This window comes from Paenisporosarcina sp. FSL H8-0542 (genome assembly GCF_038632915.1).
Classification (GTDB): domain Bacteria; phylum Bacillota; class Bacilli; order Bacillales_A; family Planococcaceae; genus Paenisporosarcina.
The window spans coordinates 3258881-3284659 of the sequence record NZ_CP152050.1 but is presented as its reverse complement, the minus strand read 5'-3'; the positions used below and the strand labels follow the sequence as shown (position 1 = coordinate 3284659).

Genomic DNA, 25779 nt, shown 5'->3' with positions numbered 1-25779 from the left:
TTGATCTCAGTTCCAACGCACTTTCATGTTTCGAAGCTAGCGTAGCGATGCCGAAACAGAAACACCGGTTTTCCAAGCGCCGAGGAGTCTTGGCGCTCGCCCTAGAAAAGCGTAGCTGTTTTGCGAAATATTAACATCAACATTTAACGTAGTTCTAATTTAAATGAGGTGAGCTAAATGACAGTTAATCATAAGCTTGGTGGTATGGAATGTATGGGCTGCGCGTTGGCAAAAAAAGATTTATCTGTTCACGTGGTTTATGAAGATGAGTTCGTTTGTTGCATTTTAGACCATGATCCATTTAACGAAGGACATACTTTAATCTTACCTAAGCAGCATTTTCGCTATGTTGATGAATTTGATTCAGAAACTGCAATTGCTGTAATGAAAGCATCTCAACTACTTTCAAAAGCCTTAAAAAATATATTTAATCCCAATGGAATAACGGTTTGTCAAAACGGTGGCACAATCGATGAATTATCACATTACCACATGCACATTGTGCCAAGATATGAAAATCAATCATTCGCAAGTTTCTATACAGAAGAACCTTGGGACAATGAAGACCTTAAAGAAAAACTGCCTAGAACACGCAATGAATTAGCAAAGGTGATTAGTGAGTTATACTAACCATAAGCATACTAATTATTATCAGACCGCTGAATTTTAATCTTCAGTGGTCTTTAAATATTTGTCGTGGTTCGACATGAAGCGACAAAAAGATGAGTGGATAGCCTTTACAATATGAAAAGACAGATCAAATTGAAGAAGTATTAAGTTACCCGTTTCAATCCAGTCAGTATTAATCGTCATCGTATTACTTTTTAATGTTCAATTTTAAAAAATACATACAAGTGAGGTATCATAATGAAATTTGAAATCAAACGTGAACGATTATTAGATGGGTTAAATGATGTAATGAAAGCAGTAAGTTCTAAGACAACGATTCCAATTTTAACCGGGATTAAATTAGAACTTACAGAAGCAGGTTTACATATTACGGGTAGTGATTCCGATATCACGATTCAAACTTTTATAAAAGCCGAAGAAAATGGCGAACAGGTTATCAATATTTTTGAAAACGGAACTATTGTGGTACAAGCCAGAATGTTTAATGAGATTGTACGAAAACTGCCAACAAATGCTGTTGAAATTGAAGTCAATGAGCAAAATCGGACGCATATTCGTTCAGGTAAGTCAGAATTTCATTTAATCGGATTGGATGCTTCTGAATATCCCTTACTTCCTGAAATTCAAGATAATCGACAGTTTAGCATTCCAGCAGATTTACTAAAATCCACTATTCGTGAAACAGTATTTGCAGTCTCTACATCAGAAACCCGTCCAGTATTAACCGGTGTTCACTGGCAATTGAAAAGCGGAGTTCTTCAGTGTGTAGCGACGGATAGTCACCGTTTGGCAAGGCGGAAAATGAACTTAAAGCAATTGCCCGAGGAAGAGTTCAGTGTAGTAATCCCTGGTAAAAGCTTAAGTGAATTAAATAAAGTCATTGCTGATTCTTCCCAGCCTGTACATATTATGATGACACAACAGCAAGTGTTGTTTAAAACAGAAGGTGTATTATTCTATTCGCGTTTGCTAGAAGGGAATTATCCAGACACATCCCGGTTGATTCCAAACGAATATAATACGACAATCTCGCTTGATGGAAAGGCTTTACTTCAAGCAATTGATCGTGCTTCGTTACTCGCACGTGAAGAACGTAATAATATTGTGCGATTAACTTCATTGGGTGGAAACCTCATTGAAATATCCTCCAGTTCACCCGAAGTGGGACAAGTAGAAGAAGAAATTCAGGCAACATCTATTGAAGGAGAAGAGCTGAAAATTTCCTTCAGTGCGAAATATATGATGGATGCGTTAAAATCTTTTGGTGGCCACGATATAAAAGTTCAATTTACAGGAACCATGCGACCATTTATCTTGAATTCTGTTCACGATGACGCGGTTCTGCAATTAATAGTACCTGTTCGAACGTATTAAATGACAAAAATTAAGAAACGAGTTGAGACTTAGTCGCAGCTCGTTTCTTCTATTTACTTACAGCTCATAATCAATTTTTTTCTTCTACCCGTGGGAATTTAGAAAATAAAAGTACCTTATATAAGTAGAAGGAGAGATGAATATGAAAAACTTGAAAATAGAGCATATCGGTGGAACGTACACTGTAATTGAGCATGGAAAGGACCGATACCAGCTCGTTGGAATTATCGGGGAGTATGAAGTGGAAGATGTTTATAAAGCAAAGAAGATGGGAGTAATGAACGGATGATTGATTTCATTGAGAAAATAGTAGATGCAGAACAATTAATTCACGGATTCGATTATGCAATTGTCTCGATAATCGTTCTTGACGAAGACTTTGAAACTTATTCTGTAGATGAATGGTATAACATGGATAGCCTAGCCTATTTCGAAACGGAACGATTGAAGAAGAATCACTATCAAGCTTTTCTGGAATTATGGAAAGGGAGCAGGTCTGGGAATGTGGGGATGGGAATCACCCCGACTCAGTATATCCGTAATGCCACATTCTATTTACCGAAAGTGAGAATCGATTTGAGTGCAGCTATTACATTTAGCCTTGGCGTTGTGGAAATATTAAGAGGAGAGTATGCAGGTCAATTCATGCTTTATTATTCAATGAAAATGAATGAAGAAGATTTGGTAGAAGCAGATGCTCTTGATGAAATTCTTATGCTTAAACTTTATTTCCAATACACCAACCCGTTTGATTACTATGACAAAGGCGTAGATTTCCTGATCAAGAACAAATGGGGCTACACCGAACATTTGATCATGAATAAGAGAGCAGAAGTGAGAGCACGGTTTAAGGAAATATCGGAATATCATGTAAGTGGTGGCACTAGTCATCTATTGGAGAAGAGTCAGAGGGAGGCTATAGTCAATTAGTGATGAGTGGACGGAAAATCATCACTAATGGTCAGAAACACTCTGCGAGTGGACGAAAACCTATCGCCAGCGGACAAAGAAACAAACTGAGTGGACGGAAATATATCCCGAATGGACGAAAACACACCATCTTTGGATAATCCCAGTACAAAAATTCACCAACTTCAGCAAAAGACCTCCGATCAACTTAGAAAGGAGGAGTTTTAGGAAATGGCTATGCTTTGTCGGTGTCGCCAAAAACAAGCCAATTATTTTTGCTCATAGTATTGAGCATCTTGTCCTTCCAAGAGGTCGAGCATTTGAAAATAGCCGGGAATGTTATCGACTTCATAATTTCGGATGCATTCAAGCAATTTGATTTTCAGTTCTTGGGACAAGTCTTCCCTGTGTTGCCATTTTGTCTGATGTAAAGAGCGATCAATTTTCGGAGCAAACAAATCAATGACGATGGCCAGTGAATCGTTATCCGTTCTTGACTGCTTTACTAAAGTAAATAAACTTTCACTCATTACTGCCCCTTCCTTCTCAGTTCGGTTTCTATTATCTCTCTAATCTTTCTTAATGCTTTTGTATGACTTTTGGAAACGGCTTGCTGGGATTTATTCAGGCTGCATGCGATTTCGGAATCGTTCAACCCATAAATGTAAGCCAAACTCAGTACTTGCTGCTGATTTTCTGTGAGTGATTGAATCGCATGAAAAATCTCATAGCTTGTCAAATGGTCCCCAATAGTGGATGAAGCAATGAAAATATCCGTATTTTCCATGTTTTCCGAAGAACTCAGTAAATCAAGGAATGTTAATTCACCATCTTCTTTTAAAGGTCTGTCCAAAACTAACTGGTACCGTTCGGAGATCAGTTTAATTTTCTTATCGTAATTGATTGCATTAAAATAAATGGTTTGTGATAAATAAGTGGTAAATCTGATGTTGAAGTAAAATTCCCTGAACGTATCATCTAATTTCTTCTTTAATTCGGCAGTGGGTTGATTCCTGACTTCTATCAACAATGCAATATGTTCTGGAATTTCCAAAAACGATTTGATGATAGGATTTTGACGGTGTTTCTCCAGTTTATCCCAGTAAGTCTCAACACTTTGATTATGATGATCGAATAACTCTTTCATCTTTATACCCCCCGCAAAGAACGCTAGTTCGGTTAAGCGGTTAAAAAAATTTAAAGAAACTTCAATTTCGTTGTTATAAATAATCTTTGATGTCTTCATTCAACTGAAAAATGACATCTTCCAATTTTTCAATTTTCTTCTCAAATCGATAGAAAAGATAAATAGTGATGGCAATCGGAAATCCAAAATTACCTATTACTGTCGTCCATAATGGAACATCTACTGTACTCATGAAATATCCCCGCCTTCTTTATTAGTATTTATTTGATAAAGAAGATAGATGCGACCATTTCACAACTCCTTGAAAAAGTTTATTGAAAAAATTTGATATTTATGCATAGAACTAGGTAAGCAACGAAACAATCGCAAATACAGATGCCTTTTAATCAAAGGCACCTGCTATTTATTATATTGAAACAAGTGATTCTACTATTTTTTGATCGAAAACTGTTTTAATATAATCTGGAAGTGTCAAATAAATTAAGCCATTTCCTTCAATATTGGGAGAGTTTCCAAGCGGTACCGTCCGTTTGATTAGTTGGGCATACAATTCGGGAACGGTCAGCTCTCTTTTAAACGATGAATTCGCCATTATTTTAATTAATGCCAAGGCACCCGTTACGTGAGGGGTCGCCATTGAAGTGCCGCTTAAAGTGGCATACGTTCCGTTTAAATATGTGGACGTCACTTTTTCACCGGGTGCGACCAAATCAACTTCGTTATTGGAATTGGTAAATTCAGAGGACTCGCGCTCCATATTAACAGCCCCAACACTAATTACCTCGTTGTAACAGGCAGGATATCCAAGTTCATCCGTTGAATCTTGGCCGTCGCCTGCATTACCCGCAGCACACACTACCAAAATCTTTTGATTGACCGCTTCGATAATAGCTTCGTGAAGTTCTTTCACATCTGATGGCCCACCTAAAGACATCGAGATAATATCCACTTTTTGTTCAATTGCATAATGGATGGCATTGATGATCCAATCATATTGACCAGAACCATTTCTTCCAAGAACCTTCAATATCAAGAGGCTTGCTTCCGGAGCAACACCTACGACACCTTGGTTATTGAGAGTTGCCGCAATCGTACCGCACACATGGGTTCCATGACCATTATTATCCTCGAAATTCTCAGGGTCTTTTTTGTAATCATTCGTAAAATTGCGCCCCCCTATGATACGTTCCTTTAAATCAGGATGGTTCGTATCACAGCCTGTATCCAAAATTGCGACGGTAATGCCTTTTCCTTTTGTTTCTTTCCACATTTCAGGGGCTTGAATGATTTCGACCCCTTTTGGAATTTCGTTCACCATGTCCAGTTGCTCTACTACGCTGTACGGTATTAATTGTACTAATTTTTCCATGTTCCCCCTCCTCAAATTATTAGTAAGCGAAATCTGGATGTATATTAATAGTATCAATTTTCTGAAAAGTAAAATAGATTCAAAGGTAGCATTAATTGGAAGAAAATAATAGGTAATTTATAACAATATTTTACTATAAATTACTATTTGGCTGTTATTTTTAAAGTTCATAGCAATAAAAAGTAATATTTGATCAATTTTTCCCACCTCAATCTTATTTGAAATTAGGAAATAGGGAGATTTTATCAAGTTCAACCATAGTGTGTTACCATTAATATACAAATATCACTGGCCGTTAGAAACGCTCAAAATTCAATGTATTTCAAGAAGGAGGGTAAAAAATGAAAAAGGGATGGGCAGTATTCGCTGCATTTTTTTTGATCGTCATCTTCCTCTCAGGTTGTCGGGATAAAGTGACACCGGAGGAACGATTGGCGGAATATTTGGGGCATTGGAACAATGGGGAATTCGCTGATATGTATAGCAACTATCTGAATGAAGAAACGAAAGACATATATGGAAAGAAAGGTTTTGTGGAAAGGCAGGAAAAGCTGCAAAAAGATTTAGGTATCGAAAATGTGGAAGTAACGTATACGAAGCCAGCTAAAGATATTGAGTGGGACAGCGAGAAACCGGCAAATTTTCCAATACAAGTAAAAATGGAAACAGTTGCTGGACCGGTTGAATTCGAGAAAACAATGACTTTGGTCCACGAAACACACGATGAGATAGAGGATTGGTTTGTGGATTGGGATTCATCATTCATTTTTCCTGAGCTAGGAGAAAAAGATACGATAAGGATTTCAACAACGACTTTTGCACGTGGTGAAATTCTTGACCGCAACGGACTCCCGATTGCTGTGAATGGAACTGGTTATGAAATCGGAATTGTGCCAGGGAAGTTCACAGATGACGAGAAAAAAGCGGAGTTAATCGAGCTCCTCGGTACTACAGCAAAATACATTGACAGTCAGTTGAACCAGAGTTGGGTCAAGCCTGATTATTTTGTGCCGATTGCAAAAGTTTCGAACAATGACATTCCATTACTGGAAAAGCTTGCTGAAATTCCAGGCGTCACACGGAAGGAAACACCGATGCGTGAATATCCGTATGGAGAAGCACTTTCCCATTTATCTGGCTTTATTGGTGTGATTACAGCGGAACAGTTGGAAAAGCGTAAAGATGAAGGGTATACAGAAAGCGACCTCATTGGCAGACAAGGCTTGGAACGATTACTCGAAGATCGACTGCGGGGAGAAAACGGGATTCTTATCTACATCGATAAAGCAGAAGAAGGTGCCGAAGCGGTAACAGTTGCAGAAAGGCCGGCAGTAGACGGGGAAACGGTTTCATTGACGATTGATGCCCAGTTACAAAAACAAACGTATCAAGCCATGCGTGGCGAAGCGGGTACGAGTGCGGCCGTAAATCCCAAAACTGGTGAGACACTAACTCTTGTCAGTTCCCCAGGGTTCAATCCGACTGAGTTTATGCTGGGAATCAGTGGCGAGCGCTACAAAGCACTTGAGACGAACCCGCTGAAACCGTTGTTCAATCGTTTTACAGCCGCTTACGCTCCGGGATCGACATTAAAACCGATCACGGCAGCAATCGGGTTGGAGGCGGGTACACTTAATCCAACTGAAGGGCTGACGATTAACGGAAAGACATGGCAAAAAGATGCATCTTGGGGCGATTACAAGGTCACGCGTGTCCACGCTGAAGCACCCAATCCGATTGATTTGAATAAAGCTCTCGTCTATTCGGACAATATTTACTTTGCGCAGCAAGCACTTGATATGGGGAGTAAGACATTTGTGGAAGGACTGAAGCGTTTCGGTTTCGATGAAGAAATTCCGTTCACTTATGGGATGAAGCCTTCCCAAATTTCAAATGAGGGGACAATTGGGTCACAAGGTCAGCTTGCGGATACGTCATTCGGCCAAGGCCAAATGTTGACCAATATCCTTCATCTTGCATCGATGTATGAAGTCTTTCTGACAGAAGGTCTTATGTATAAACCTACCTTGTTTTTGGAGGAAGAAGACGCTCAAGTTTGGAAGGAAGGACTTGTGAGTGCAAAAAATGCGTCAATTATTAGAACCAGTCTACGAAACGTTGTGGTGGATGGCTTTGCACAAGCTGCCAATTTGCCGTCGGTTCCGCTTGCAGGAAAAACGGGAACGGCAGAACTCAAAGCGGCTTCGGAAGATAATGGTAGGGAAAATGGGTTTTTTGTTACTTACAACTCAGAGAATCCAGATTTCATTTTGGCGATGATGATTGAAGGGGTGGAAGATAACGGAGGCAGTGCTTATGTAGCTGAGCTTGTATCGAGAGTCTTTGCACCTACGGGAGAAAATCAATAGAAAAGCATGGAAAAAGGGGACTGAATAAATATTATTCAGTCCCCTTTTTCAGCATCTACTTATGAATGAACACTTTCTTTAAGCAGTTCTTTCACAAGTTCCTTATTGCGTGCTTTAAAGACATCATTGTGTGAAGAGACCATGGCTATTTGATCCGCTTCAGGTTCAATATATTTCTTTGCTTTATTTACTGCATTCGCAGCATCGTGGAAAGTTCCTGCAATCAGGTTAAGTTTTCCTTCATGCTTCAAAATATCGCCAGCTGCAAAAATACCTGGAATTGAGGATTCACTGTTCACGCTTCCTGCGATAAAGTAGCCATCTGCCAGTTCCATTTTTACAGAACTATTTTCTAGCAACGCGATATCTTGTTCGAATCCATGGTTAATAACGATTTCATCCACTGACAAGTATTGTTTTTCACCAGTCATGGCATCTGTTAATTCGACCGTTTCAATGCGAGAATTATCCGTAGAAGCAATCAATTTAGATATGGACGTTTGGAATATGCAAATTGCATTACTTTCCAAAAGCTTGGTGACCTGTGCTTCATGTCCCGTGAAATCGTCTTTTCTGCAGACCACGATGACTTGTTTGGCAATCGCTGCGAGTTCATTGGCCCAGTCAATGGCTGAATTCCCTCCACCTGAAATGATTACCTTTTTATCTTTAAAGTGCATCAAGGACTTAATGGTATAATTCAAGTTACTTACTTCAAATCGGTCAGCACCTTCAATTTGAAGCTTTTGTGGAGTAAGGATACCGCTTCCAGTTGCGACGATGATTGTTTTGGATAAATGCTGTTCATTCTTATCGGTAATCAGTTCGAATAATTGATCTGCCCTCTGATGGATGGCCCCGATTTTTGTGTTCAGCACGACGGTTGGCTGAAACGTCAATCCTTGCTCAACCAGTTTATCGATAAGCATGGCTCCTGGCAGTGGAGGGTGTCCTCCGACATCCCAAATCATCTTTTCAGGATACACATGAATTTTGCCGCCAAGTTGAGGTTGGAATTCAATAATTTTCGTTTTTAGTCCGCGAAGTCCACTGTAAAAACTGGCATATAAACCTGCAGGTCCTCCACCAATGATGGTTACATCATACTCTTCTAAATGCTTCATTTTTTCAATCCTTCCTCAACAGGTAAAATCGTGTGATTTCGAATTTTATATATAGTATAGTGCTATTGACAGGCTTAGCTTACCCTATTATAGTTAGTTTGTAAATGATATTGATAATCGTTATCAGTAAATATAAATAATTTGGTGAAAGGAGGTTGAAAATGGTTCGGCTAAAAGCAAAAGAACTGCAAATCCGATATGGTGATCGAACAATTGTTGAGAACTTATCTGTTTCCATACCAGATGAAAAAATCACTGTCATTATCGGTCCGAATGGCTGTGGGAAATCCACCTTATTAAAAGCAATGACTCGTATCATTCCTCATCAAAAAGGCTCCGTTGTTCTTGACGGCGAAAGCATTGTCAAAGAACCCACAAAAAGGCTTGCACAGAAAATTGCAGTACTGCCTCAGACTCCAGAAAGTGCAGGTGCACTGACTGTTGGAGAATTGGTTTCATATGGACGATTTCCGCATCAGAATCGATTCGGCCGCTTGACCAAAAAGGATTTGGAGATGATTGACTGGGCACTTGAAGTTACAGGAACTAAATTCTTCAAGTCACATCCCGTTGATTCACTCTCGGGTGGACAGCGTCAACGTGTGTGGATTGCCCTGGCCCTTGCTCAGGAAACCGATATGATTTTTTTGGATGAACCAACAACCTATCTGGATATGGCGCATCAACTGGAGATTCTTGAATTGTTGCAGCAGTTGAACGTTACGGAAAAACGCACCATTGTGATGGTGTTGCATGATTTGAATCATGCTGCCCGTTTTGCGGATTACATTATCGGGATGAAGTTTGGGAAAATCGTGAAGTCTGGCCCCAGTGAAGAAATTATCACGAAACCTGTATTACGCGAACTGTTTCAAATCGATGCTGAAATTGGCGAAGATCCACGTACAGGAAAACCGATTTGTATTACCTATAATTTAGTAAGAGGAGAATGACATAAAATGAAAAAATACTCATACCTATTCATAGCGCTACTTGTGATGTTTGTATTAGCTGCATGCGGCGGCAATAAAGAAGAAGGAAAATCATCTTCCAAAGAAGGTGACTCTTCAGAGCCATCAACAATCACGTATGAATCCGAAAACGGACCTGTTGAAGTGCCTGCTGACCCACAACGTGTCGTAGTTTTATCATCATTTGCAGGTAATGTCATGGCATTAGATGTTCCTTTAGTTGGTGTTGACTCTTGGTCGAAAATGAATCCACGCTTTGAAGAAAAACTTGAAGGCGTTGAGGAAGTAACGGATGAAAACCTGGAGAAAATCATTGAAATGGAACCGGATTTAATTATCGGTCTTTCTAATATCAAAAATGTGGACAAACTGAATGAAATTGCACCAACTGTTACCTTTACGTATGGAGCGGTTGACTATTTAACGCAGCACGTAGAAATAGGGAAACTACTTAATAAAGAAGAAGAAGCACAAGCTTGGGTAGACGATTTCAAAAAACGTACGCAAGAAGCAGGCGATGAAATCAAAGCGAAAATTGGTGAAGATGCGACTGTCACTGTAATTGAAAGCTTTGACAAAGAATTGTATGTATTCGGCGACAACTGGGGCCGCGGTACAGAAATCCTTTATCAGGAAATGGGTCTGGGAATGCCTGAGAAAGTAAAAGAAATGGCATTGAAAGATGGTTACTATGCATTATCTGCTGAAGTTTTACCTGAGTATGTTGGAGACTATTTAATCTTCAGCAAAAATAAAGATGCAGACAACTCATTTGAAGGTACAGAAACATTCAAGAATATCCCGGCAGTAAAAAACAACCAGATGTATACTGTGGATGCAATGGAGTTTTACTTCAACGATCCTTTGACACTGGATTATCAATTGGAATTCTTCAAAGAATCGTTCTTGGGGAACTAAATCATGTTCAATTTTCGGCTTCAACGCATTCCTTATTCTATTAAACTGGGGATGAGTTTGATTCTGATGATCGTACTTTTCGGCATGGCATTAGTTTTCGGGGCGGCAGATACAAGCGTGAAAGATGTTTTATCTGCCTTACTTTCAAGTGCTCCGAATGACCAAGCCATAATGTTGCGGGAGATACGTTTTCCGCGAGAAGTAGCCGCTGCCCTAATAGGCGCGGCTCTTGCCGTTTCAGGTGCTATTATTCAGGGGATGACTCGTAACCCACTTGCCGATCCAGGCTTACTCGGATTGACTGCCGGTGCCAATGCAGCGCTTGCTATAACATTGGCATTTTGGCCAACTGTTAATTATTTTGGTGTAATGCTCGCATGTTTCGCGGGAGCGGCAGTCGGAGCGATTCTCGTATTCGGGTTCAGCTCGTTTCATCCAGAAGGCTTTACAACTTTACGGATCGTGCTTGCAGGAGCAACCATTTCAGCTTTTCTCTATGCTATTGCTGAAGGTGTCGGTTTATATTTTAAAATATCGCAACAGGTTTCCATGTGGACTGCAGGTGGCATGGTCGGGACGACTTGGAATCAAGTGTTGTTAATTGCGCCAATTGTTTTGGTCGGGATTATCATTTCTTTGATGTGTTCACGCCAATTAACCATTCTTTCATTGAGTGAAGAAATGGCACTTGGGCTCGGGCAACGTGTCCGATTGATCAAGTCGATTTTGTTTGTACTCGTCATCATTTTAACAGGCGCGTCTGTGGCACTTGTCGGCAATTTGGCATTCTTCGGGCTGATGGTGCCTCATATTGTGCGGGCAATAGTCGGTACGGATTATCGCTTTGTGCTTCCGATGTCAGCCATACTTGGAGCGGCTTTCATGTTGCTCGCGGATACCGTCGCTCGTACAATTAACGCTCCGTATGAAACTCCCGTGGCGGCTGTTGTTGCCATTATGGGCTTGCCATTCTTCTTGTACATTGTACGTAAAGGAGGGCAAAGTTTCTCATGATCGAAAAATCCATTATTCGAAAACAACGGTTATTGCTGATTGTCTTTTCAATATTGATTGTGACCACTGCGGTCATCAGTCTTGGTCTCGGCTATTCGTCCGTTTCCTACGACCGAATCATTCCGACAATTCTTGGACAAGGGGATTTTAAAGAAGAATTCGTTCTTTTCTCGGTCCGTCTGCCTCGGATAGTCATTACGCTTTTGGCGGGAATGGCGCTAGCCTTATCAGGTGCGTTGTTGCAGGGGATTACCCGCAATGAATTGGCGGATCCCGGTATTATCGGCATCAATTCTGGAGCAGGGGTTGCCGTTGCTATTTTCTTTTTGTACTTCCCAGTGGAGGTGGGGGCATTTATTTATGTATTGCCTTTCGTTGCTTTCATCGGTGCTTTGCTGACAGCTGGAATTATTTATGCGTTTTCTTACAGCCGTACGACTGGTATGCAACCAGTGCGTCTAGTATTGGTAGGGGTCGGTATGTCCATGGCATTGTCAGGTGCCATGATTGTATTGATTTCTTCTGCTGACCGAATTAAAGTCGATTTCATTGCTCGTTGGCTTGCCGGGGGTATTTGGGGGACGGACTGGCCGTTTGTATTGGCAATTTTGCCATGGTTGGTCGTACTAATCCCGTTTGCTATCATTAAAGCGAACCGGTTGAACATCCTTGGGCTGGGTGAACCAGTAGCAATTGGCGTAGGTCTGTCCGTTCAGAAAGAGCGTATTGTCCTAACACTTGCAGCTGTGGCACTTGCAGCATCAGCTGTTTCTGTAACAGGAGGGATTTCGTTCATCGGGTTGATGGCACCACATATTGCACGTACGCTTATTGGTCCCAGACACCAGCTGTTTCTACCGCTATGCGTACTCATTGGTGGCTGGCTCCTGCTCATTGCGGATACAATCGGCCGCAATATTGTTGAACCGAATGGACTTCCGGCAGGCGTCATGGTGGCACTGATCGGTGCACCATATTTTATTTACCTACTAACTAAAAAGTGATTTCCAAGTGAATTAAGAGTAACCTTAAATTCATAATGAACAAGTCGAGCTGGGGTGAATCCCTAGCTCTTTTTTTATTTAGGCTCTGGTAAACGATAGGGTTGTTTATCGTACATATGTGCTAGCCGCACGTTCCACATGAGGCAACAAGTATGAAAACCAACATACTTGTGGGTCTCACTTTTCAAAAGTGCCGCTCCTGCGGTTACTTGTCAAAATGCAATTTTGTGGCAACGCCTTCGTGACCAACATCCTGTTGGCCAGAGGAGGCTTGCCTGGTACGTCCGTGGAACGGGAGCCGATTCCCTTTAATTTTTATAAAGAATCAACCATAAAGTTAAACTGAGCCTTTATCGATGGAAGAAAGTACATGAGGTAAAAGCGTTTACATTTTCATTTAAGTCCATTACTATACTTGTATACAAGTATGTCGGTTGTGAAAGTAGGAAGGTACGAATGAGTGAAAAACAAAAATTTATCTATCCTGAAAAGTGGAATGCAAACGCTTCCATGGGTGTGCGGTTAGCGTGTGAGCTAAGAATCAGAATAATTGCCGGTCTTATTGAGCCTGCCACCGTACTTTCGGAAAACAAATTAGCTACAGAATTTAATGTGAGCCGTTCGCCTATTCGAGAGGCTCTTAAAATATTGGCATCGGAAAATATCATTCGTCTCGAACGGATGGGTGCTGTTGTCGTTGGATTAGCAGAAAAGGACATAAAAGAGCTATATGACGTTCGACTGATGATTGAAACATTTGTATATGAACGGATATTGAAAATAGATACGACTGTTTTGGTGAAGGAACTTAGCAAAATACGTGAAATGATGGAAGTTGCCATTAAGTATAAAGATGCGGATGAGTTCTCTTACCAGGACGTGTTATTCCATGAAACTATTGTTCGATCCATCAACCATTCCTATATCCTGTTGATTTGGAACAATACAAAACCGGTCATGGAAAGTTTGATTCTTTTATCAATGCGCATGCGAATGGAAGAAAAGTTTGAAGACTATTCACGTGTCTTAAACAATCACGATATTTATATAAAAGCGATTCAAACTAAAGATCGGGATGTCATGGTTCAAGCGTTGCATCAAAACTTCGAGGATGTTCAAGAGAAAGTGGAAGACCTTTGGATGTCTCAACAAATGCTCACAAAAGAAAGGGAGCAAAATATATGACTAACTATATGCTAGGTGTCGACATAGGGACAACGAGTACGAAAGCGGTTTTATTTACTGAATCAGGTGAAATCGTTCAACAAGAGAATATCGGTTATCCATTGTATACACCGGATATTTCAACTGCGGAACAAGATCCTGAAGAAATATTTCAAGCAGTCGTAAAATCAATCTCCAATGTCATGTGCCTTTCACGGATTGCCCCGGATAAATTGTTGTTCATTTCGTTCAGCAGCGCGATGCACAGTGTCATTGCGATTGATGAAAATGATCAGCCACTTACGCAGTGCATCACATGGGCGGACAACCGTAGCGAGGCTTGGGCACGTAAAATAAAGCAAGAATTAAATGGCCATGAGGTTTATAAACGGACAGGAACGCCTATTCACCCAATGTCACCATTGAGCAAGATTGCTTGGATTGTGAATGATCATCCTGAGCTTGCGGCCAAAGTGAAAAAATATATAGGCATCAAAGAATATGTTTTCAACAAGTTCTTTAATCGATATGTTGTCGATCATTCATTGGCTTCGGCTATGGGGATGATGAATCTCAAAAACCTGGCTTGGGATGAAGAGGCATTGCAAATCGCTGGCGTTACATCAGACCAGTTATCTGAACTTGTGCCGACAACCGAGATTTTCAGTGACTGTAATCCGAAGCTGGCAAAAAAACTTGGCATCAGTCCTCAAACATCATTTGTCATTGGAGCAAGCGATGGAGTGCTGTCAAACATAGGTGTGAATGCGATTGGTAAAGGGGAAGTGGCCGTTACAATCGGTACCAGTGGAGCCATCCGTACGGTCATTGACCATCCACAAACAGATGAAAAGGGACGCATATTCTGCTACGCATTGACTGAAAAACATTGGGTCATTGGCGGGCCTGTAAATAATGGAGGTATGGTGCTTCGATGGATCAGAGATGAATTTGCCTCTGCAGAAGTGGAGACAGCGAAAAGACTTGGCATTGATCCATATGAAGTGTTAACCAAGATAGCAGAACGTGTAAGACCAGGTGCAGATGGTTTACTGTTCCATCCATACTTGGCAGGTGAACGTGCACCGTTATGGAATCCTGACGTTAGAGGTTCGTTTTTCGGACTGACGATGTCCCATAAAAAAGAACATATGATTCGGGCTGCCCTGGAAGGTGTAATTTATAATCTTTACACCGTATTTTTGGCATTGCTTGAAGTGATGGATGAACCTGTCGTTCGAATTCAGGCAACTGGTGGTTTCGCAAGATCAGATGTTTGGCGCCAAATGATGGCAGACATATTCGATCTTGAAGTTGTTGTTCCGGAAAGTTATGAAAGTTCTTGTCTTGGGGCATGTATTTTAGGACTTTATGCTACAGGAAAAATTGACTCATTTAATGTAGTTTCCGATATGATCGGCAGTACATTCGAGCACTTTCCTATAGAATCCGATGTACAGGAATATAGAGAGCTGCTGCCCATATTTATTAATTTATCTAGAGTTTTGGAAAAAGAATATTCAAGTATCGCTAAGTATCAAAGAAGGTTAATAAAAAATAATAACTAAGAAAATGGAGGTATTGTCATGCCGTTAATTATTGTTGCAATAGGGATTGTCTCGTTACTTGTTTTGATTATGGGCTTTAAATTGAACACATTCGTTTCATTGATCATTGTTGCATTTGGAGTTGCATTAGCTTTAGGTATGCCGCTTGATAGCATTGTTGCATCCATTGAAGGTGGACTGGGTGGTACGCTTGGTCATTTGGCATTGATATTTGGACTTGGTGCCATGTTGGGAAGATTGATTGCTGATGCAGGCGGTGCACAACGCATCGCGATGACCCTGATTGATAAATTCGGGGAGAAAAGAATCCAATGGGCAGTGGTAGTGGCTTCATTTATTATCGGTGTCGCTTTGTTCTTCGAAGTAGGATTAGTGTTATTAATTCCAATCGTATTTTCAATTTCTAAGCAATTGAAAGTGTCCATTTTACATTTAGGAATTCCGATGGTAGCTGCGTTATCCGTAACTCACGGATTCTTGCCGCCGCATCCGGGCCCGACAGTTATTGCCGGTGAATACGGAGCGAATATCGGTGAAGTATTGCTATACGGCTTCATCATTGCGATCCCTACTGTAATTATTGCGGGACCTATATTTACGAAAATTGCCCGACGAATCGTACCGAACTCATTCAATAAAACTGGTGATATCGCCTCACTTGGTGAACAAAAAACATTTAAGCTTGAAGAAACTCCTGGTTTCGGAATCAGTGTATTCACAGCTATGTTCCCGGTTATCCTAATGGCCATTGCAACAGTCATCACAATGGTGCAAAAAACAAATGGCATTGAAGATAACGCTATATTTGCAACTGTTCGTTTTGTTGGGAATGCTTCAACAGCGATGCTTCTATCATTATTGCTAGCAGTATATACAATGGGATTGGCACGCAAAATCCCGATGAAATCCATCATGGATTCATGCTCTAGTGCAATTGCAAGTATCGGAATGATGCTACTGATTATCGGTGGCGGTGGTGCGTTTAAACAAGTGTTGATTGATGGTGGAGTCGGTGATTATGTAGCTGAATTGTTCAGTGACAGCACACTTTCTCCAATCATTCTTGCATGGGTGATTGCTGCCATTTTGCGTATTTCTTTAGGATCAGCAACTGTTGCTTCATTAACTACTGCAGGCTTGGTTATTCCGATGTTAGGTGCAACAGACGTCAACTTAGCGTTGGTAGTTCTAGCAACTGGTGCAGGTAGTTTAATAGCATCGCATGTAAATGATGCTGGCTTCTGGATGTTTAAAGAATTCTTCGGTTTAACGTTAAAAGAAACGTTTGCAACATGGACATTGCTTGAGACTATTATTTCGGTATCGGGATTACTATTCATTCTATTGTTAAGTTTATTCGTATAAGAAGGGATTGGATTAGATATGAACAACACGATTGGTGTTTTAGGTCTGGGTGTAATGGGTAAGAGCATCGCGTTGAACATGGCTAGTAAAGGTGAAAAGGTAGCAGTCTATAACTATACGAGAGATTTAACAGACTTACTCTTGCAAGAAACAGAACAAGTGAATGGCTATTATAGTGTAGAAGAATTTGTTCAGTCTCTGCAATCTCCAAGAAAAGTGTTTCTTATGGTTACTGCAGGTGATATCGTCGATTCTGTCATTCAATCATTAGTACCTTATCTGGAACCGGGAGACATTATTATGGACGGCGGGAATTCTCATTTCGAAGACACGTCACGCCGATTTGATGAATTGAAGTCCAAGGGAATCGACTATTTAGGCATAGGTGTTTCTGGTGGTGAAGAAGGAGCACTAAAAGGTCCTTCTATCATGCCGGGTGGAGATAAAGAAGTGTATGAAAAAGTGGCACCTGTTCTGACAAAAATTGCCGCGCAAGTAGATGGAACGCCTTGTTGTGCGTATATGGGTCCAAAAGGCGCTGGCCATTTTGTGAAAATGGTCCATAACGGTATTGAATATGCGGATATGCAGCTCATTGCGGAAGCTTATTCTTTCTTGAGAGAAAGACTTCATATCCCTCTAGACGAAATTGCGGATATCTTTGAAACGTGGAACCATGGGGAATTAAAAAGCTACCTGGTTGAAATCACGTCGAATATTTTAAGAAAAGTGGATGAAAAAACAGGTTTGCCACTTGTGGATGTGATTCTAGATAAAACGGGACAAAAAGGGACAGGGAAATGGACGAGCGTGCAAGCTATCGACCATGGTATTCCTGTTACCATCATTGCGGAATCGCTATTTGCCCGCTACATTTCCCACCAGAAAGCGGAAAGAGTTCATGCTTCAACCATATTGGCTGGACCTAAACTGGCGAATGAAGATTTAGATCGTGAGTTGTGGATTGAATACGTAAGACAAGCATTATATATGGGGAAAATTTGTGCTTATGCACAAGGGTTCGCCCAATATAAAATGACTTCAGTACTGAATGAATGGAACTTGCCGTTAAAAGATATCGCACTTATTTTCCGTGGTGGTTGCATTATTCGCGCTGAATTTTTAAACACAATCAGTGAAGCGTATGAAGAACAGTCAACGACAGATAATTTATTGATTGCTCCATACTTTGTTGAAAAAACGAAAGACTATCAAACAGGTATGAGAAAAGTTTTGGCTGAAAGCACGATGTCCGGCATGGCATTTCCAGCATTAGGTGCAGCGCTCGCCTACTATGATGGCTACCGAACGGGACAATCCAGCGCCAATTTATTACAAGCACAACGTGATTATTTCGGGGCACATACGTATGAACGTACGGATATGGAAGGCTCTTTTCACACGAATTGGAAATAAATAAAGAGACGACTGAAGTTTTTTGTTCAGTCGTCTTTTTCTATATTTTGAATCAACTCACTAATTCTCCGATTGACAGTAGACCCAAGAGAATCATCAGTAATCCAGCGATTTTATTGACGATTGCCAGATGAGGTTGTCCAATAAATAAGAAAATCGTAGAAAAGGCTCCCTTTCCGCGGGCGTTGCCTCAGCCGCCTCGCTTCGCTGCGGGGTCTTCTGCTAACGCTATTCCCGCAGGAGTGTCGCCTTTTCATCCCCTGGCGAGTCATTCTCATATATCTTTCCGATTCAAACCACCTGTGATATGATGACAGAATAATAAAGTGTGATTTTAATCAAGGGGTGTTTAATATGTATCCAGAGATACATAAGATCGATTTAGTGCAAACGGTTATAAAAAACTGGAAAGGCTTTTTCATCCCATATGAGATGGCATTATATGAGTTGAAGAGTGATTTCAATATTATTGATCTTGAATGGAAATCGAAACACGGATACTCTCCCATTGAGCATATGAAAACACGCATGAAAACTATTATGTCATTGGTTGAGAAGATTGAAAATAAAGAAATACCGCTGACTCAAGAATCCATTAAACAAGAAATTCGAGATATTGTTGGAGTACGAATTGTCACTAGCTTTATTGAGGATGTATATTTGCTGAAGGAACATATCGAGCAGCGTGAAGATATTCGTATGATTAGAGTAAAAGACTATATTAAAGAACCTAAAAAGAGTGGCTACAAAAGCCTTCATCTTGTTGTAGAAACGCAAGTCATCTTATCTAATGAAGTGATATGGGTTCCCGCGGAAATCCAAATCCGAACATCCGCTATGGATTTTTGGGCATCAACAGAACATAAACTTAACTATAAATATCAAGGTGAATCGATACCGGAAGAAGCTCAAAAACAATTAATTGAGCTATCCAATGCTTCCTCGTTACTGGACAAAGAGATGTCTAAATTAAGAATTCAACTACTATCTAGTGAAACAGATTCAAATGGATAAATAATGAAAACAGAGAAAATCTACTTGATAGGTTTTCTCTGTTTTTTGTTATTTCTATAATAGTTTTTAATTGTTCTTAAGAATCTAGATCGTATTGAAAAAATATTTTATACCAAATCAACAGTATTTAATAGTTTTGTACAATATTCCCCCAAGTTTAGAGTCCCTTCATTCATCGTTTTGACAAAACAAATAACATAATAGGGCATAACTACATCTTAATGACTAAAAAACTGATGAAAAAAACGTATATTGAATCATTTATTTATTCAATATTCCCCCAATTTACATAACTCCAAATATTCTTAATAATAACAGGTGTGTAATTGTAATGAACCCAATGAAAATAGATGAATTCTATATAAATACTTAAAACCTATTAGAATCATTTTTTCGTAAATCATTTCACTACATATGTAATAAAAAGGCATAGACTTGGAGGAAAGAAAATGGGAAAAAAAGCAAACAACAAAAGTAAGGTCTTAAAAAGCTTAGCTGTATTTGCTCTATCATCTAGTTTTATTTTAGGTTCTATTGTACAAGTACCAACTAATGCGAAAGCGGTTAGTTATTCGAATACTGAAAATGTACTTGCTAATTTAACACCAGAACAAAGAGCAGCACTTAACCAGATGACTACAAATGAATCAACAGGTCTTCAAATTTCTTCAGATACAGATTTAACGACTACGGAACAAACCCATGTAATTGTCGAGTTTGCAAATAAACCAGCAAAAGTTGCTAAGATTGAAGCGGCATCAGAAGGCCAACAACTATCATATTCTGAAGCATCAAATTTAGTTGATCAAGATCATGAAATATTTCAAAAAGATTTAGGACAAGTATTAGTTGATGAAAAAAGTAAAAAAGTAAATTATAAGATTAATCGCTCATATAAAAATGCATTAAATGGTGTTTCAATGAGTTTACCTGCAAATCAAATTCAGAATCTATTAAAATCAAAAGTTGTCAAATCAGTTTGGAGTAACGAAACGTTTACGATTGATCCGCCTGTTCAAGGAAAAGAAAATGATCCATTAAAAGCAGATGAATTCAATATCGCAAATTATACACCTTATGATGGATTAAATCGTTTACATGCAGAAGGCTATACCGGTAAAGGGATTAAAATCGGTATTCTAGATACTGGAATTGATTATAACCATCCAGATTTAAAGGATGCTTATAAAGGTGGACATGATTTTGTAGATGACGATAGTGATCCGATGGAAACAACCTATGCTGATTGGAAAAAATCAGGTAAACCAGAGATGAATGGGTCGACCTATTATACTAATCATGGTACACATGTTGCTGGGATTATTGGAAGCCGTGGAGTAGCGAAGGATACTGAGTATACAACAGTTGGAGCAGCACCAGAAGCAGATATTTATGCGTACCGAGTGCTTGGACCATATGGCAGCGGACAAAGTGATGACATAATTGCAGCTGTCGATCGAGCTGTGAAGGATGATATGGATGTTATTAATATGTCATTAGGTAATTCACTTAATGATCCATTATATGCAACTTCAATTGCTGTAAACAATGCAGTATTAAGTGGAGTAACAACCGTTGTTGCAGCAGGGAATAGTGGCGATAAAAATTATACGCTAGGTTCACCAGGTGCTGCAGCCTTAGCGTTAACTGTTGGTGCATCATCTGTTGCAATTGATATTTATCAATATGCAGGTGCACATAATGGGGAGAATTACAATTTAAGACAATTAGCAAAAAACTATAAAGATGATTTATCTACATTAAAAGGAAAAACTCTCCAACTTGTTAATGTGGGGCTCGGAGATGACTATACAGGAAAAGACGTAAAAGGGAAATTTGTACTCATGAGCCGAGGAGTTTATACATTGGCCTCTAAAATTGCGTATGCCAAGGAACAAGGTGCTGCTGGCGTTATCATGTATAATGATGATGCAAACAAGGCAGAGGGTGCAATTCAGTCCTTTTTAGGTGAATCAGTTAATTCGATTCCTTCATTCTCTGTTTCAAATGAAGAAGGATTAACGATCTTGGAAGCATTAAAAACTGGTAAAACTGATTTCACATTTGGCGATTTTACTAAGATACAAACAGCATCCGATGAGTTAGCACCATTTAGTTCAAGAGGTCCTTCTCGTGTAAATTATGATATTAAACCAGAGGTTGTCGCACCTGGAGTATCAATCCTTTCAACCGTTCCATTTTATGTAAATGATAAAACTGTTGATGGATCAAAAGCTGAAGACTACAAGTATGCTTATCAACGATTATCAGGTACATCGATGGCAACACCTTATGTGGCAGGTGTTTCAGCATTATTACTTCAATCGAATAAAGATCTTGAGCCAGCTGATGTAAAAGCGATTTTAATGAATACAGCTGATCCATTAGCAAAAGATTATAGTGTGTTTGAAGTAGGAAGTGGTCGTGTTGATGCATATGAAGCAATTCATTCGAATGTTGAATTGGAAGTAGTAGATGAAACACCTACAAGTATCAATGGAAAACAAAAGTTAATCAAAGAATTAACGGGCGGAATCAGTTTTGGTTCATATGGATTTGATGACCAAGATATTTATGATTCACGTAAGATTACAGTGAAAAATAGAAGTGAACAAGCAAAAACATTTAGTGTAAATGTTAATTTCCAAACAGGATTAAGAGGTTCCAAAGATGCAGCTCAAAATGGAGTGACCTTAACAGGTCCAACTTCAGTTAAAGTAAATGGAATTAATCAAAAATCAATTAAATTTGACTTGAACATTCCGAAAACAGCCGAAAAAGGAACATATGAGGGATATATCGTCTTTACAAATAATGCAGATCCAACTGAAACGTATCAAATTCCATTTGGTAGTCGTGTAGTAAGTGAAGGTTTTGATACACTAACCATTGCTAATCCAATGTATTCTGGTGATACACGTTGGCCAGAACAAGCAGCTCCAGGCATGTCATTTAGTTTTTCAGTAAGATCGCACATGAAAACTATTGACGTGGTAGTCCAAGATGCAACAACTGGTGAAGATATTGGATACCTTGGAACTTTCAATGGTTTTGGAGTAAATGAAAACACAGTTTACGGGATTCCATATGCATTTACAGGGGGTTATTTCCCATTCACTGGTGATCCGAAAAATCCGATTAACAGTAATTATGTTTATGCAAAAACAGGTAACTATAAATTAAAAATGATTGGAACAAATGATCAAGGGAAAACATTCTCAAAATCAGCTGATTTCATCTATGAAAAAGGCGCACCAACAATGTCTTCAAGCTTTGATTCGTTAGATCAAAAGGTTATTGAATATAAAGACAGTCAATTTGATTCAAATGGAGAATATTTATATGATTTCAATATTAATGTAAATGATCCTGAAGTGGCTGACGCTAATCGTGTTGGAATTCCAATTGATCAATCTAGCAATGCAGTGGTTTCATTTTACGATAGTGCATATTCAGCATTACCAATTAACACTGATAAAAAGGGAAATTACAATGATCAAATTTTAGTTAAAAAAAGAACGCAACCTTTAAAGGTTCAGTTTTATGCTTATGATGCTGCAAGAAACTTTACTTCAGATGCTACGTCAATGCTAAGGGTAGCTTTTGTTTCTAATACTTACCCTTACTATTACTTAAAAGCAAATAAACAAGCCGCTTCTACCGGAGATACTATAAATTATTCTATTAGTTCGAATAATATTAAAAACCTAAAAACATCAAAGATTACAATTCCAGTAGCAAAAGACAATGGTGACTTAGCTACAATTAATAATGTTGTTGTAAGTGATGCAGTTAAGCAATATGGGGATGCACAAGTATCTGTAACATCAACATCTGATGATATTGAGACGACTTATACAATTACTTTTAACTATTTAGGAAATAAAGCATTACCAGAAGATATGCAATTAGTTAATTTCGATTTAAATACAGTTAAACATTATACGCCAAATACAAATTTCTCTGTCGACTGGTTTGACATGGAAATGACTGGAACTACAGTTGATCAATCAAATGTAGTAACAAATAATGTATATACTAGTATGGAAAGTGTTAAAATGAAAAACACATATTCAAGGATACAGGGTACCTTGAATTTAGAAGGAACGACTGATCCTTTAACTGGCCAACAGAATTTCGCGTTAGATCAAACCAAACTTGGTGCAAAAGTGACTGTAACGTCTTATGATGGTAAAACTGTTATTGAGGCTGCTCCAATAAAAAATGGAAGCTACATTGCAGATGGAATAAAAGCTGATAAAAATGCTTCTACATTAAAAGTAGATGTACCAGGTCATTTTACGATGTATAAGTCGTTAGTACTATCTTATGACGTTCGAGGAGAAGCAATCGGAAATAGATATGGTTCTGCACTTGCTCGAGCAAAAGCTGGGGATGCAAATAAAGATAATGTAATCGATATAATGGATGCATTATATCTACAAACAAATTGGGGAACAAATAAATCAGGTGCAGATTTGAACTTCGATGGAGTTGTTGATAAAAAGGATATGGATCTTCTTATTAAAAACTATGGATTACAAAATAGTACAGTTCCGAATGCACCTAAAGCGAAAACTAAGTATAAAGGTTCTACATTAGATACTGTGTTAAATCAGTTAGGATTAAAATAATCCTAAGCTAGTTTCTATAATCAAATGAAGAACCAGAATAGACAGTAATAAAATAGGATTTTAAGAAACCTTAGCCCTGTATTTTATTGGGTTAAGGTTTTTTAATTACTTTTGAAATCAATCTCTCTGCGTTCCAAAAGCATCAGTTCCATAAGGGTACATTTTAAATGTCTTCAACAATCGGGCGCTTTCTTCAGAAAGAGAAATGCACTTTTTATTTAACTAAATAGAATTTTGTAGAGGCCGGGAATTTGTGAAGAGTTTACTATTAGCTATTCTAGGTGCTTTTGCTGGTTGGTTGATTTGTGGTGGTAAAAAAAGGCATATCACTTATGATAAGTGACACGCCTTTTATTCATGATTGATTAGTAATTCCGCCATTTTTAAAGCTTTATTAGTTTGCTCTATTTTAATGTAATAGTTAAACAATTCTTTTTTTGAGCGATTGATCCAATAGACAATACCAAATTGTTTAAACGTAGGTAATGCATGATCACGTAAGAATTGATGGTATTCTTGTTCCTTATCTTGAATTAAATAACAAAGTAGGTTAAATAAATTTATATATATCTTTTCATTTTTCTTAATAGCAGTTTCAAGTCCCTCTTTTGCTATCTGCAATAATTTATCACGTGGAAGTATGCTCCCATTTAATAAACTTCGAATATAACCCTCTAAAGAAAGTAAATAAGGGTTAGATTCATTATCTTTCATACTCATTGAATCTTTATAGTACTTACTTGCTAGTTCAAAATTATTTCTTCTATAGTATTCAAAAGCTAAGTTGTGTAATAACCTTGCTTTCCGAACAGGTGAATTACAAAGTTCGCAGCTTTTGATTAACTTTTCGAACCTTTGAATGGATTCATTAAAATCTCCATCACCTTTTACTTGAATCAGCATTAGCATTTCTGCATCAATTACTCTGAGATAGTTATTAATTTCTTTAAAAAATTCACGTGATTTATCTGCGTAAAAATAAGCCATGACTGGTGATTCGATGGAATGATATGCGGCTGCTAAATGGTATGTATACTCTTTGTTATTATAATCTGTTTCATTAATTGATTTTAACGCTTGTATTGCTTTAAGATGTTCATGTTTGGCTAAATAGTAAATACCTAATACGTGTTTTAATAGATTAGCTTCGTAGGATGATAATTTATCTTCATTCTTTTGTATTTCATAGATGATGTATAATGCATCCTCAGTTAAATTATGCATAAGTAAATATCTAACCCGAAGTAATTTATAAAGATTTTTATAATCTGAGATTTGAATTAAGTCTTCTTGCTCAAGTTCTTGATTGATAAGATCCATTTCATCAAACAATTGCATGATAATAACATCTTGCCAATCATTTAAGAGGTTTTTTATATTATTTAGTTTTGTTATTTCGGATTCAATATTTATACCTAGACGTTCTGATAAAAGAGTAATAATTTCAGGTGCATATTCAGTGTGTAAACGCTCAATTTTACTAAGATGTGTACCAGAACAAATCCCTTTTCCTAATTGCTCTTGAGTTAATTTGTTTTTTTCGCGATAATATTTAATGATTTTCCCCTCAATCATAAGGAAATTCTCCTTTTAGAAAAATATTATTTAACAAATATTATTTAACGTGTTCGAGTAATAGAAAACCCAGATTCCCCCCAAGTTATGGTGATATTTTCTGTAAAATTTAATATTTTAATATACATTGCTTTGAAATATGAGCAAATTGATGAACAATTTCCTTACATAAATGCTTAAGTATAATATAAATTAATGGAGTTTTCAAATTATT

At 38.5% G+C, this 25779-nt stretch carries 21 protein-coding genes; 15 read left to right on the top strand and 6 right to left on the bottom strand.

Annotated elements, in window-relative coordinates; genetic code table 11:
- Positions 1–177 precede the first annotated feature (177 nt).
- The 4 genes from MHH33_RS16500 (at position 178) to MHH33_RS16485 (ending at position 2934) form a co-directional block, all read left to right on the top strand.
- Positions 178–630 (top strand): HIT family protein, encoded by a 453-nt coding sequence (locus tag MHH33_RS16500; RefSeq protein WP_342542381.1) that lies wholly within the window; start codon positions 178–180, stop codon positions 628–630.
- A gap of 237 nt (positions 631–867) precedes the next feature.
- The gene (dnaN, locus tag MHH33_RS16495; protein ID WP_342542380.1) at positions 868–2004 is read left to right on the top strand and encodes a DNA polymerase III subunit beta; all 1137 of its coding nucleotides are present in this window, start codon (positions 868–870) and stop codon (positions 2002–2004) included.
- A gap of 142 nt (positions 2005–2146) precedes the next feature.
- Positions 2147–2293, top strand: coding sequence for a hypothetical protein (locus MHH33_RS16490; protein ID WP_342542379.1), 147 nt, complete (start codon positions 2147–2149; stop codon positions 2291–2293).
- Positions 2290–2934: a hypothetical protein gene (locus MHH33_RS16485; protein WP_342542378.1), complete on the top strand. Its 645-nt coding sequence runs from the start codon at positions 2290–2292 to the stop codon at positions 2932–2934. The genes MHH33_RS16490 and MHH33_RS16485 overlap by 4 nt, the downstream gene beginning before the upstream one ends.
- Before the next feature lie 248 nt (positions 2935–3182).
- Here the strand turns inward: MHH33_RS16485 and MHH33_RS16480 are convergent, their stop codons facing one another.
- The 4 genes from MHH33_RS16480 to MHH33_RS16465 form a co-directional block, all read right to left on the bottom strand.
- Positions 3183–3443 carry a helix-turn-helix domain-containing protein gene (locus MHH33_RS16480; RefSeq protein WP_016428615.1) on the bottom strand — a complete coding sequence of 87 codons (261 nt, stop codon included), beginning with the start codon at positions 3441–3443 and terminating at the stop codon, positions 3183–3185.
- Positions 3443–4060: a sigma-70 family RNA polymerase sigma factor gene (locus MHH33_RS16475; RefSeq protein ID WP_016428614.1), complete on the bottom strand. Its 618-nt coding sequence runs from the start codon at positions 4058–4060 to the stop codon at positions 3443–3445. Before MHH33_RS16475 ends, MHH33_RS16480 begins: the two co-directional genes overlap by 1 nt.
- Positions 4061–4133: 73 nt before the next feature.
- A complete protein-coding gene (locus MHH33_RS16470; RefSeq protein ID WP_016428613.1) occupies positions 4134–4292 on the bottom strand; it encodes a YvrJ family protein in 159 nt (52 codons plus the stop codon).
- 174 nt (positions 4293–4466) lie between these two features.
- Positions 4467–5429, bottom strand: a complete 963-nt coding sequence (locus MHH33_RS16465) for a S8 family peptidase (RefSeq protein ID WP_342542377.1) — start codon at positions 5427–5429, stop codon at positions 4467–4469.
- 341 nt (positions 5430–5770) lie between these two features.
- On the opposite strand from MHH33_RS16465, the gene MHH33_RS16460 reads away from it, so the two are divergent.
- A complete protein-coding gene (locus MHH33_RS16460; protein WP_342542376.1) occupies positions 5771–7798 on the top strand; it encodes a penicillin-binding transpeptidase domain-containing protein in 2028 nt (675 codons plus the stop codon).
- Between the two features lie 59 nt (positions 7799–7857).
- Here MHH33_RS16460 and MHH33_RS16455 read toward each other — a convergent pair whose 3' ends face one another.
- On the bottom strand, positions 7858–8922 hold the full coding sequence (locus MHH33_RS16455; protein ID WP_342542375.1) for an NAD(P)/FAD-dependent oxidoreductase: 1065 nt from the start codon (positions 8920–8922) through the stop codon (positions 7858–7860).
- Between the two features lie 161 nt (positions 8923–9083).
- Here MHH33_RS16455 and MHH33_RS16450 point away from each other — a divergent pair, with 161 nt between their 5' ends.
- The 10 genes from MHH33_RS16450 to MHH33_RS16405 all read left to right on the top strand — a co-directional run bounded on the left by MHH33_RS16450 (position 9084) and on the right by MHH33_RS16405 (position 23990).
- Positions 9084–9875: an ABC transporter ATP-binding protein gene (locus MHH33_RS16450; RefSeq protein WP_016428609.1), complete on the top strand. Its 792-nt coding sequence runs from the start codon at positions 9084–9086 to the stop codon at positions 9873–9875.
- Positions 9876–9881: 6 nt separating this feature from the next.
- Positions 9882–10811, top strand: a complete 930-nt coding sequence (locus MHH33_RS16445) for an iron-hydroxamate ABC transporter substrate-binding protein (RefSeq protein WP_016428608.1) — start codon at positions 9882–9884, stop codon at positions 10809–10811.
- Positions 10812–10814: 3 nt separating this feature from the next.
- Positions 10815–11825, top strand: a complete 1011-nt coding sequence (locus MHH33_RS16440) for an iron ABC transporter permease (RefSeq protein ID WP_342542374.1) — start codon at positions 10815–10817, stop codon at positions 11823–11825.
- Positions 11822–12829 (top strand): iron ABC transporter permease, encoded by a 1008-nt coding sequence (locus tag MHH33_RS16435; protein ID WP_342542373.1) that lies wholly within the window; start codon positions 11822–11824, stop codon positions 12827–12829. The genes MHH33_RS16440 and MHH33_RS16435 overlap by 4 nt, the downstream gene beginning before the upstream one ends.
- A gap of 456 nt (positions 12830–13285) precedes the next feature.
- The gene (locus tag MHH33_RS16430) at positions 13286–14014 is read left to right on the top strand and encodes a GntR family transcriptional regulator (RefSeq protein ID WP_016428605.1); all 729 of its coding nucleotides are present in this window, start codon (positions 13286–13288) and stop codon (positions 14012–14014) included.
- On the top strand, positions 14011–15561 hold the full coding sequence (gene gntK / locus MHH33_RS16425) for a gluconokinase (RefSeq protein WP_342542372.1): 1551 nt from the start codon (positions 14011–14013) through the stop codon (positions 15559–15561). The genes MHH33_RS16430 and gntK overlap by 4 nt, the downstream gene beginning before the upstream one ends.
- Positions 15562–15579: 18 nt before the next feature.
- Positions 15580–16926 (top strand): GntP family permease, encoded by a 1347-nt coding sequence (locus MHH33_RS16420; protein ID WP_016428603.1) that lies wholly within the window; start codon positions 15580–15582, stop codon positions 16924–16926.
- An 18-nt stretch (positions 16927–16944) separates the two neighbouring features.
- The gene (gene gnd, locus MHH33_RS16415; protein WP_342542371.1) at positions 16945–18342 is read left to right on the top strand and encodes a decarboxylating NADP(+)-dependent phosphogluconate dehydrogenase; all 1398 of its coding nucleotides are present in this window, start codon (positions 16945–16947) and stop codon (positions 18340–18342) included.
- Positions 18343–18696: 354 nt separating this feature from the next.
- Positions 18697–19356 (top strand): hypothetical protein, encoded by a 660-nt coding sequence (locus MHH33_RS16410; RefSeq protein WP_016428601.1) that lies wholly within the window; start codon positions 18697–18699, stop codon positions 19354–19356.
- 449 nt (positions 19357–19805) lie between these two features.
- Entirely contained in the window at positions 19806–23990 is a 4185-nt protein-coding gene (locus MHH33_RS16405) for a S8 family serine peptidase (protein ID WP_342542370.1), read from the top strand.
- Between the two features lie 351 nt (positions 23991–24341).
- Here MHH33_RS16405 and MHH33_RS16400 read toward each other — a convergent pair whose 3' ends face one another.
- Positions 24342–25565 carry a helix-turn-helix transcriptional regulator gene (locus tag MHH33_RS16400; protein ID WP_342542369.1) on the bottom strand — a complete coding sequence of 408 codons (1224 nt, stop codon included), beginning with the start codon at positions 25563–25565 and terminating at the stop codon, positions 24342–24344.
- Positions 25566–25779 lie beyond the last annotated feature (214 nt).

Excerpts from the sequence above, each read along its gene's own strand:
- MHH33_RS16410 (WP_016428601.1), top strand. The coding sequence starts at position 18,697 with ATGTATCCAGAGATACATAAGATCGATTTAGTGCAAACGGTTATAAAA.
- MHH33_RS16490 (WP_342542379.1), top strand. The coding sequence starts at position 2,147 with ATGAAAAACTTGAAAATAGAGCATATCGGTGGAACGTACACTGTAATT.
- MHH33_RS16460 (WP_342542376.1), top strand. The coding sequence starts at position 5,771 with ATGAAAAAGGGATGGGCAGTATTCGCTGCATTTTTTTTGATCGTCATC.
- MHH33_RS16480 (WP_016428615.1), bottom strand. The coding sequence starts at position 3,443 with ATGAGTGAAAGTTTATTTACTTTAGTAAAGCAGTCAAGAACGGATAAC.
- MHH33_RS16420 (WP_016428603.1), top strand. The coding sequence starts at position 15,580 with ATGCCGTTAATTATTGTTGCAATAGGGATTGTCTCGTTACTTGTTTTG.
- MHH33_RS16455 (WP_342542375.1), bottom strand. The coding sequence starts at position 8,922 with ATGAAGCATTTAGAAGAGTATGATGTAACCATCATTGGTGGAGGACCT.
- MHH33_RS16440 (WP_342542374.1), top strand. The coding sequence starts at position 10,815 with ATGTTCAATTTTCGGCTTCAACGCATTCCTTATTCTATTAAACTGGGG.
- MHH33_RS16500 (WP_342542381.1), top strand. The coding sequence starts at position 178 with ATGACAGTTAATCATAAGCTTGGTGGTATGGAATGTATGGGCTGCGCG.
- gnd (WP_342542371.1), top strand. The coding sequence starts at position 16,945 with ATGAACAACACGATTGGTGTTTTAGGTCTGGGTGTAATGGGTAAGAGC.
- MHH33_RS16465 (WP_342542377.1), bottom strand. The coding sequence starts at position 5,429 with ATGGAAAAATTAGTACAATTAATACCGTACAGCGTAGTAGAGCAACTG.
- MHH33_RS16405 (WP_342542370.1), top strand. The coding sequence starts at position 19,806 with ATGGGAAAAAAAGCAAACAACAAAAGTAAGGTCTTAAAAAGCTTAGCT.
- dnaN (WP_342542380.1), top strand. The coding sequence starts at position 868 with ATGAAATTTGAAATCAAACGTGAACGATTATTAGATGGGTTAAATGAT.
- MHH33_RS16430 (WP_016428605.1), top strand. The coding sequence starts at position 13,286 with ATGAGTGAAAAACAAAAATTTATCTATCCTGAAAAGTGGAATGCAAAC.
- gntK (WP_342542372.1), top strand. The coding sequence starts at position 14,011 with ATGACTAACTATATGCTAGGTGTCGACATAGGGACAACGAGTACGAAA.
- MHH33_RS16475 (WP_016428614.1), bottom strand. The coding sequence starts at position 4,060 with ATGAAAGAGTTATTCGATCATCATAATCAAAGTGTTGAGACTTACTGG.
- MHH33_RS16485 (WP_342542378.1), top strand. The coding sequence starts at position 2,290 with ATGATTGATTTCATTGAGAAAATAGTAGATGCAGAACAATTAATTCAC.
- MHH33_RS16445 (WP_016428608.1), top strand. The coding sequence starts at position 9,882 with ATGAAAAAATACTCATACCTATTCATAGCGCTACTTGTGATGTTTGTA.
- MHH33_RS16400 (WP_342542369.1), bottom strand. The coding sequence starts at position 25,565 with ATGATTGAGGGGAAAATCATTAAATATTATCGCGAAAAAAACAAATTA.
- MHH33_RS16450 (WP_016428609.1), top strand. The coding sequence starts at position 9,084 with ATGGTTCGGCTAAAAGCAAAAGAACTGCAAATCCGATATGGTGATCGA.
- MHH33_RS16470 (WP_016428613.1), bottom strand. The coding sequence starts at position 4,292 with ATGAGTACAGTAGATGTTCCATTATGGACGACAGTAATAGGTAATTTT.
- MHH33_RS16435 (WP_342542373.1), top strand. The coding sequence starts at position 11,822 with ATGATCGAAAAATCCATTATTCGAAAACAACGGTTATTGCTGATTGTC.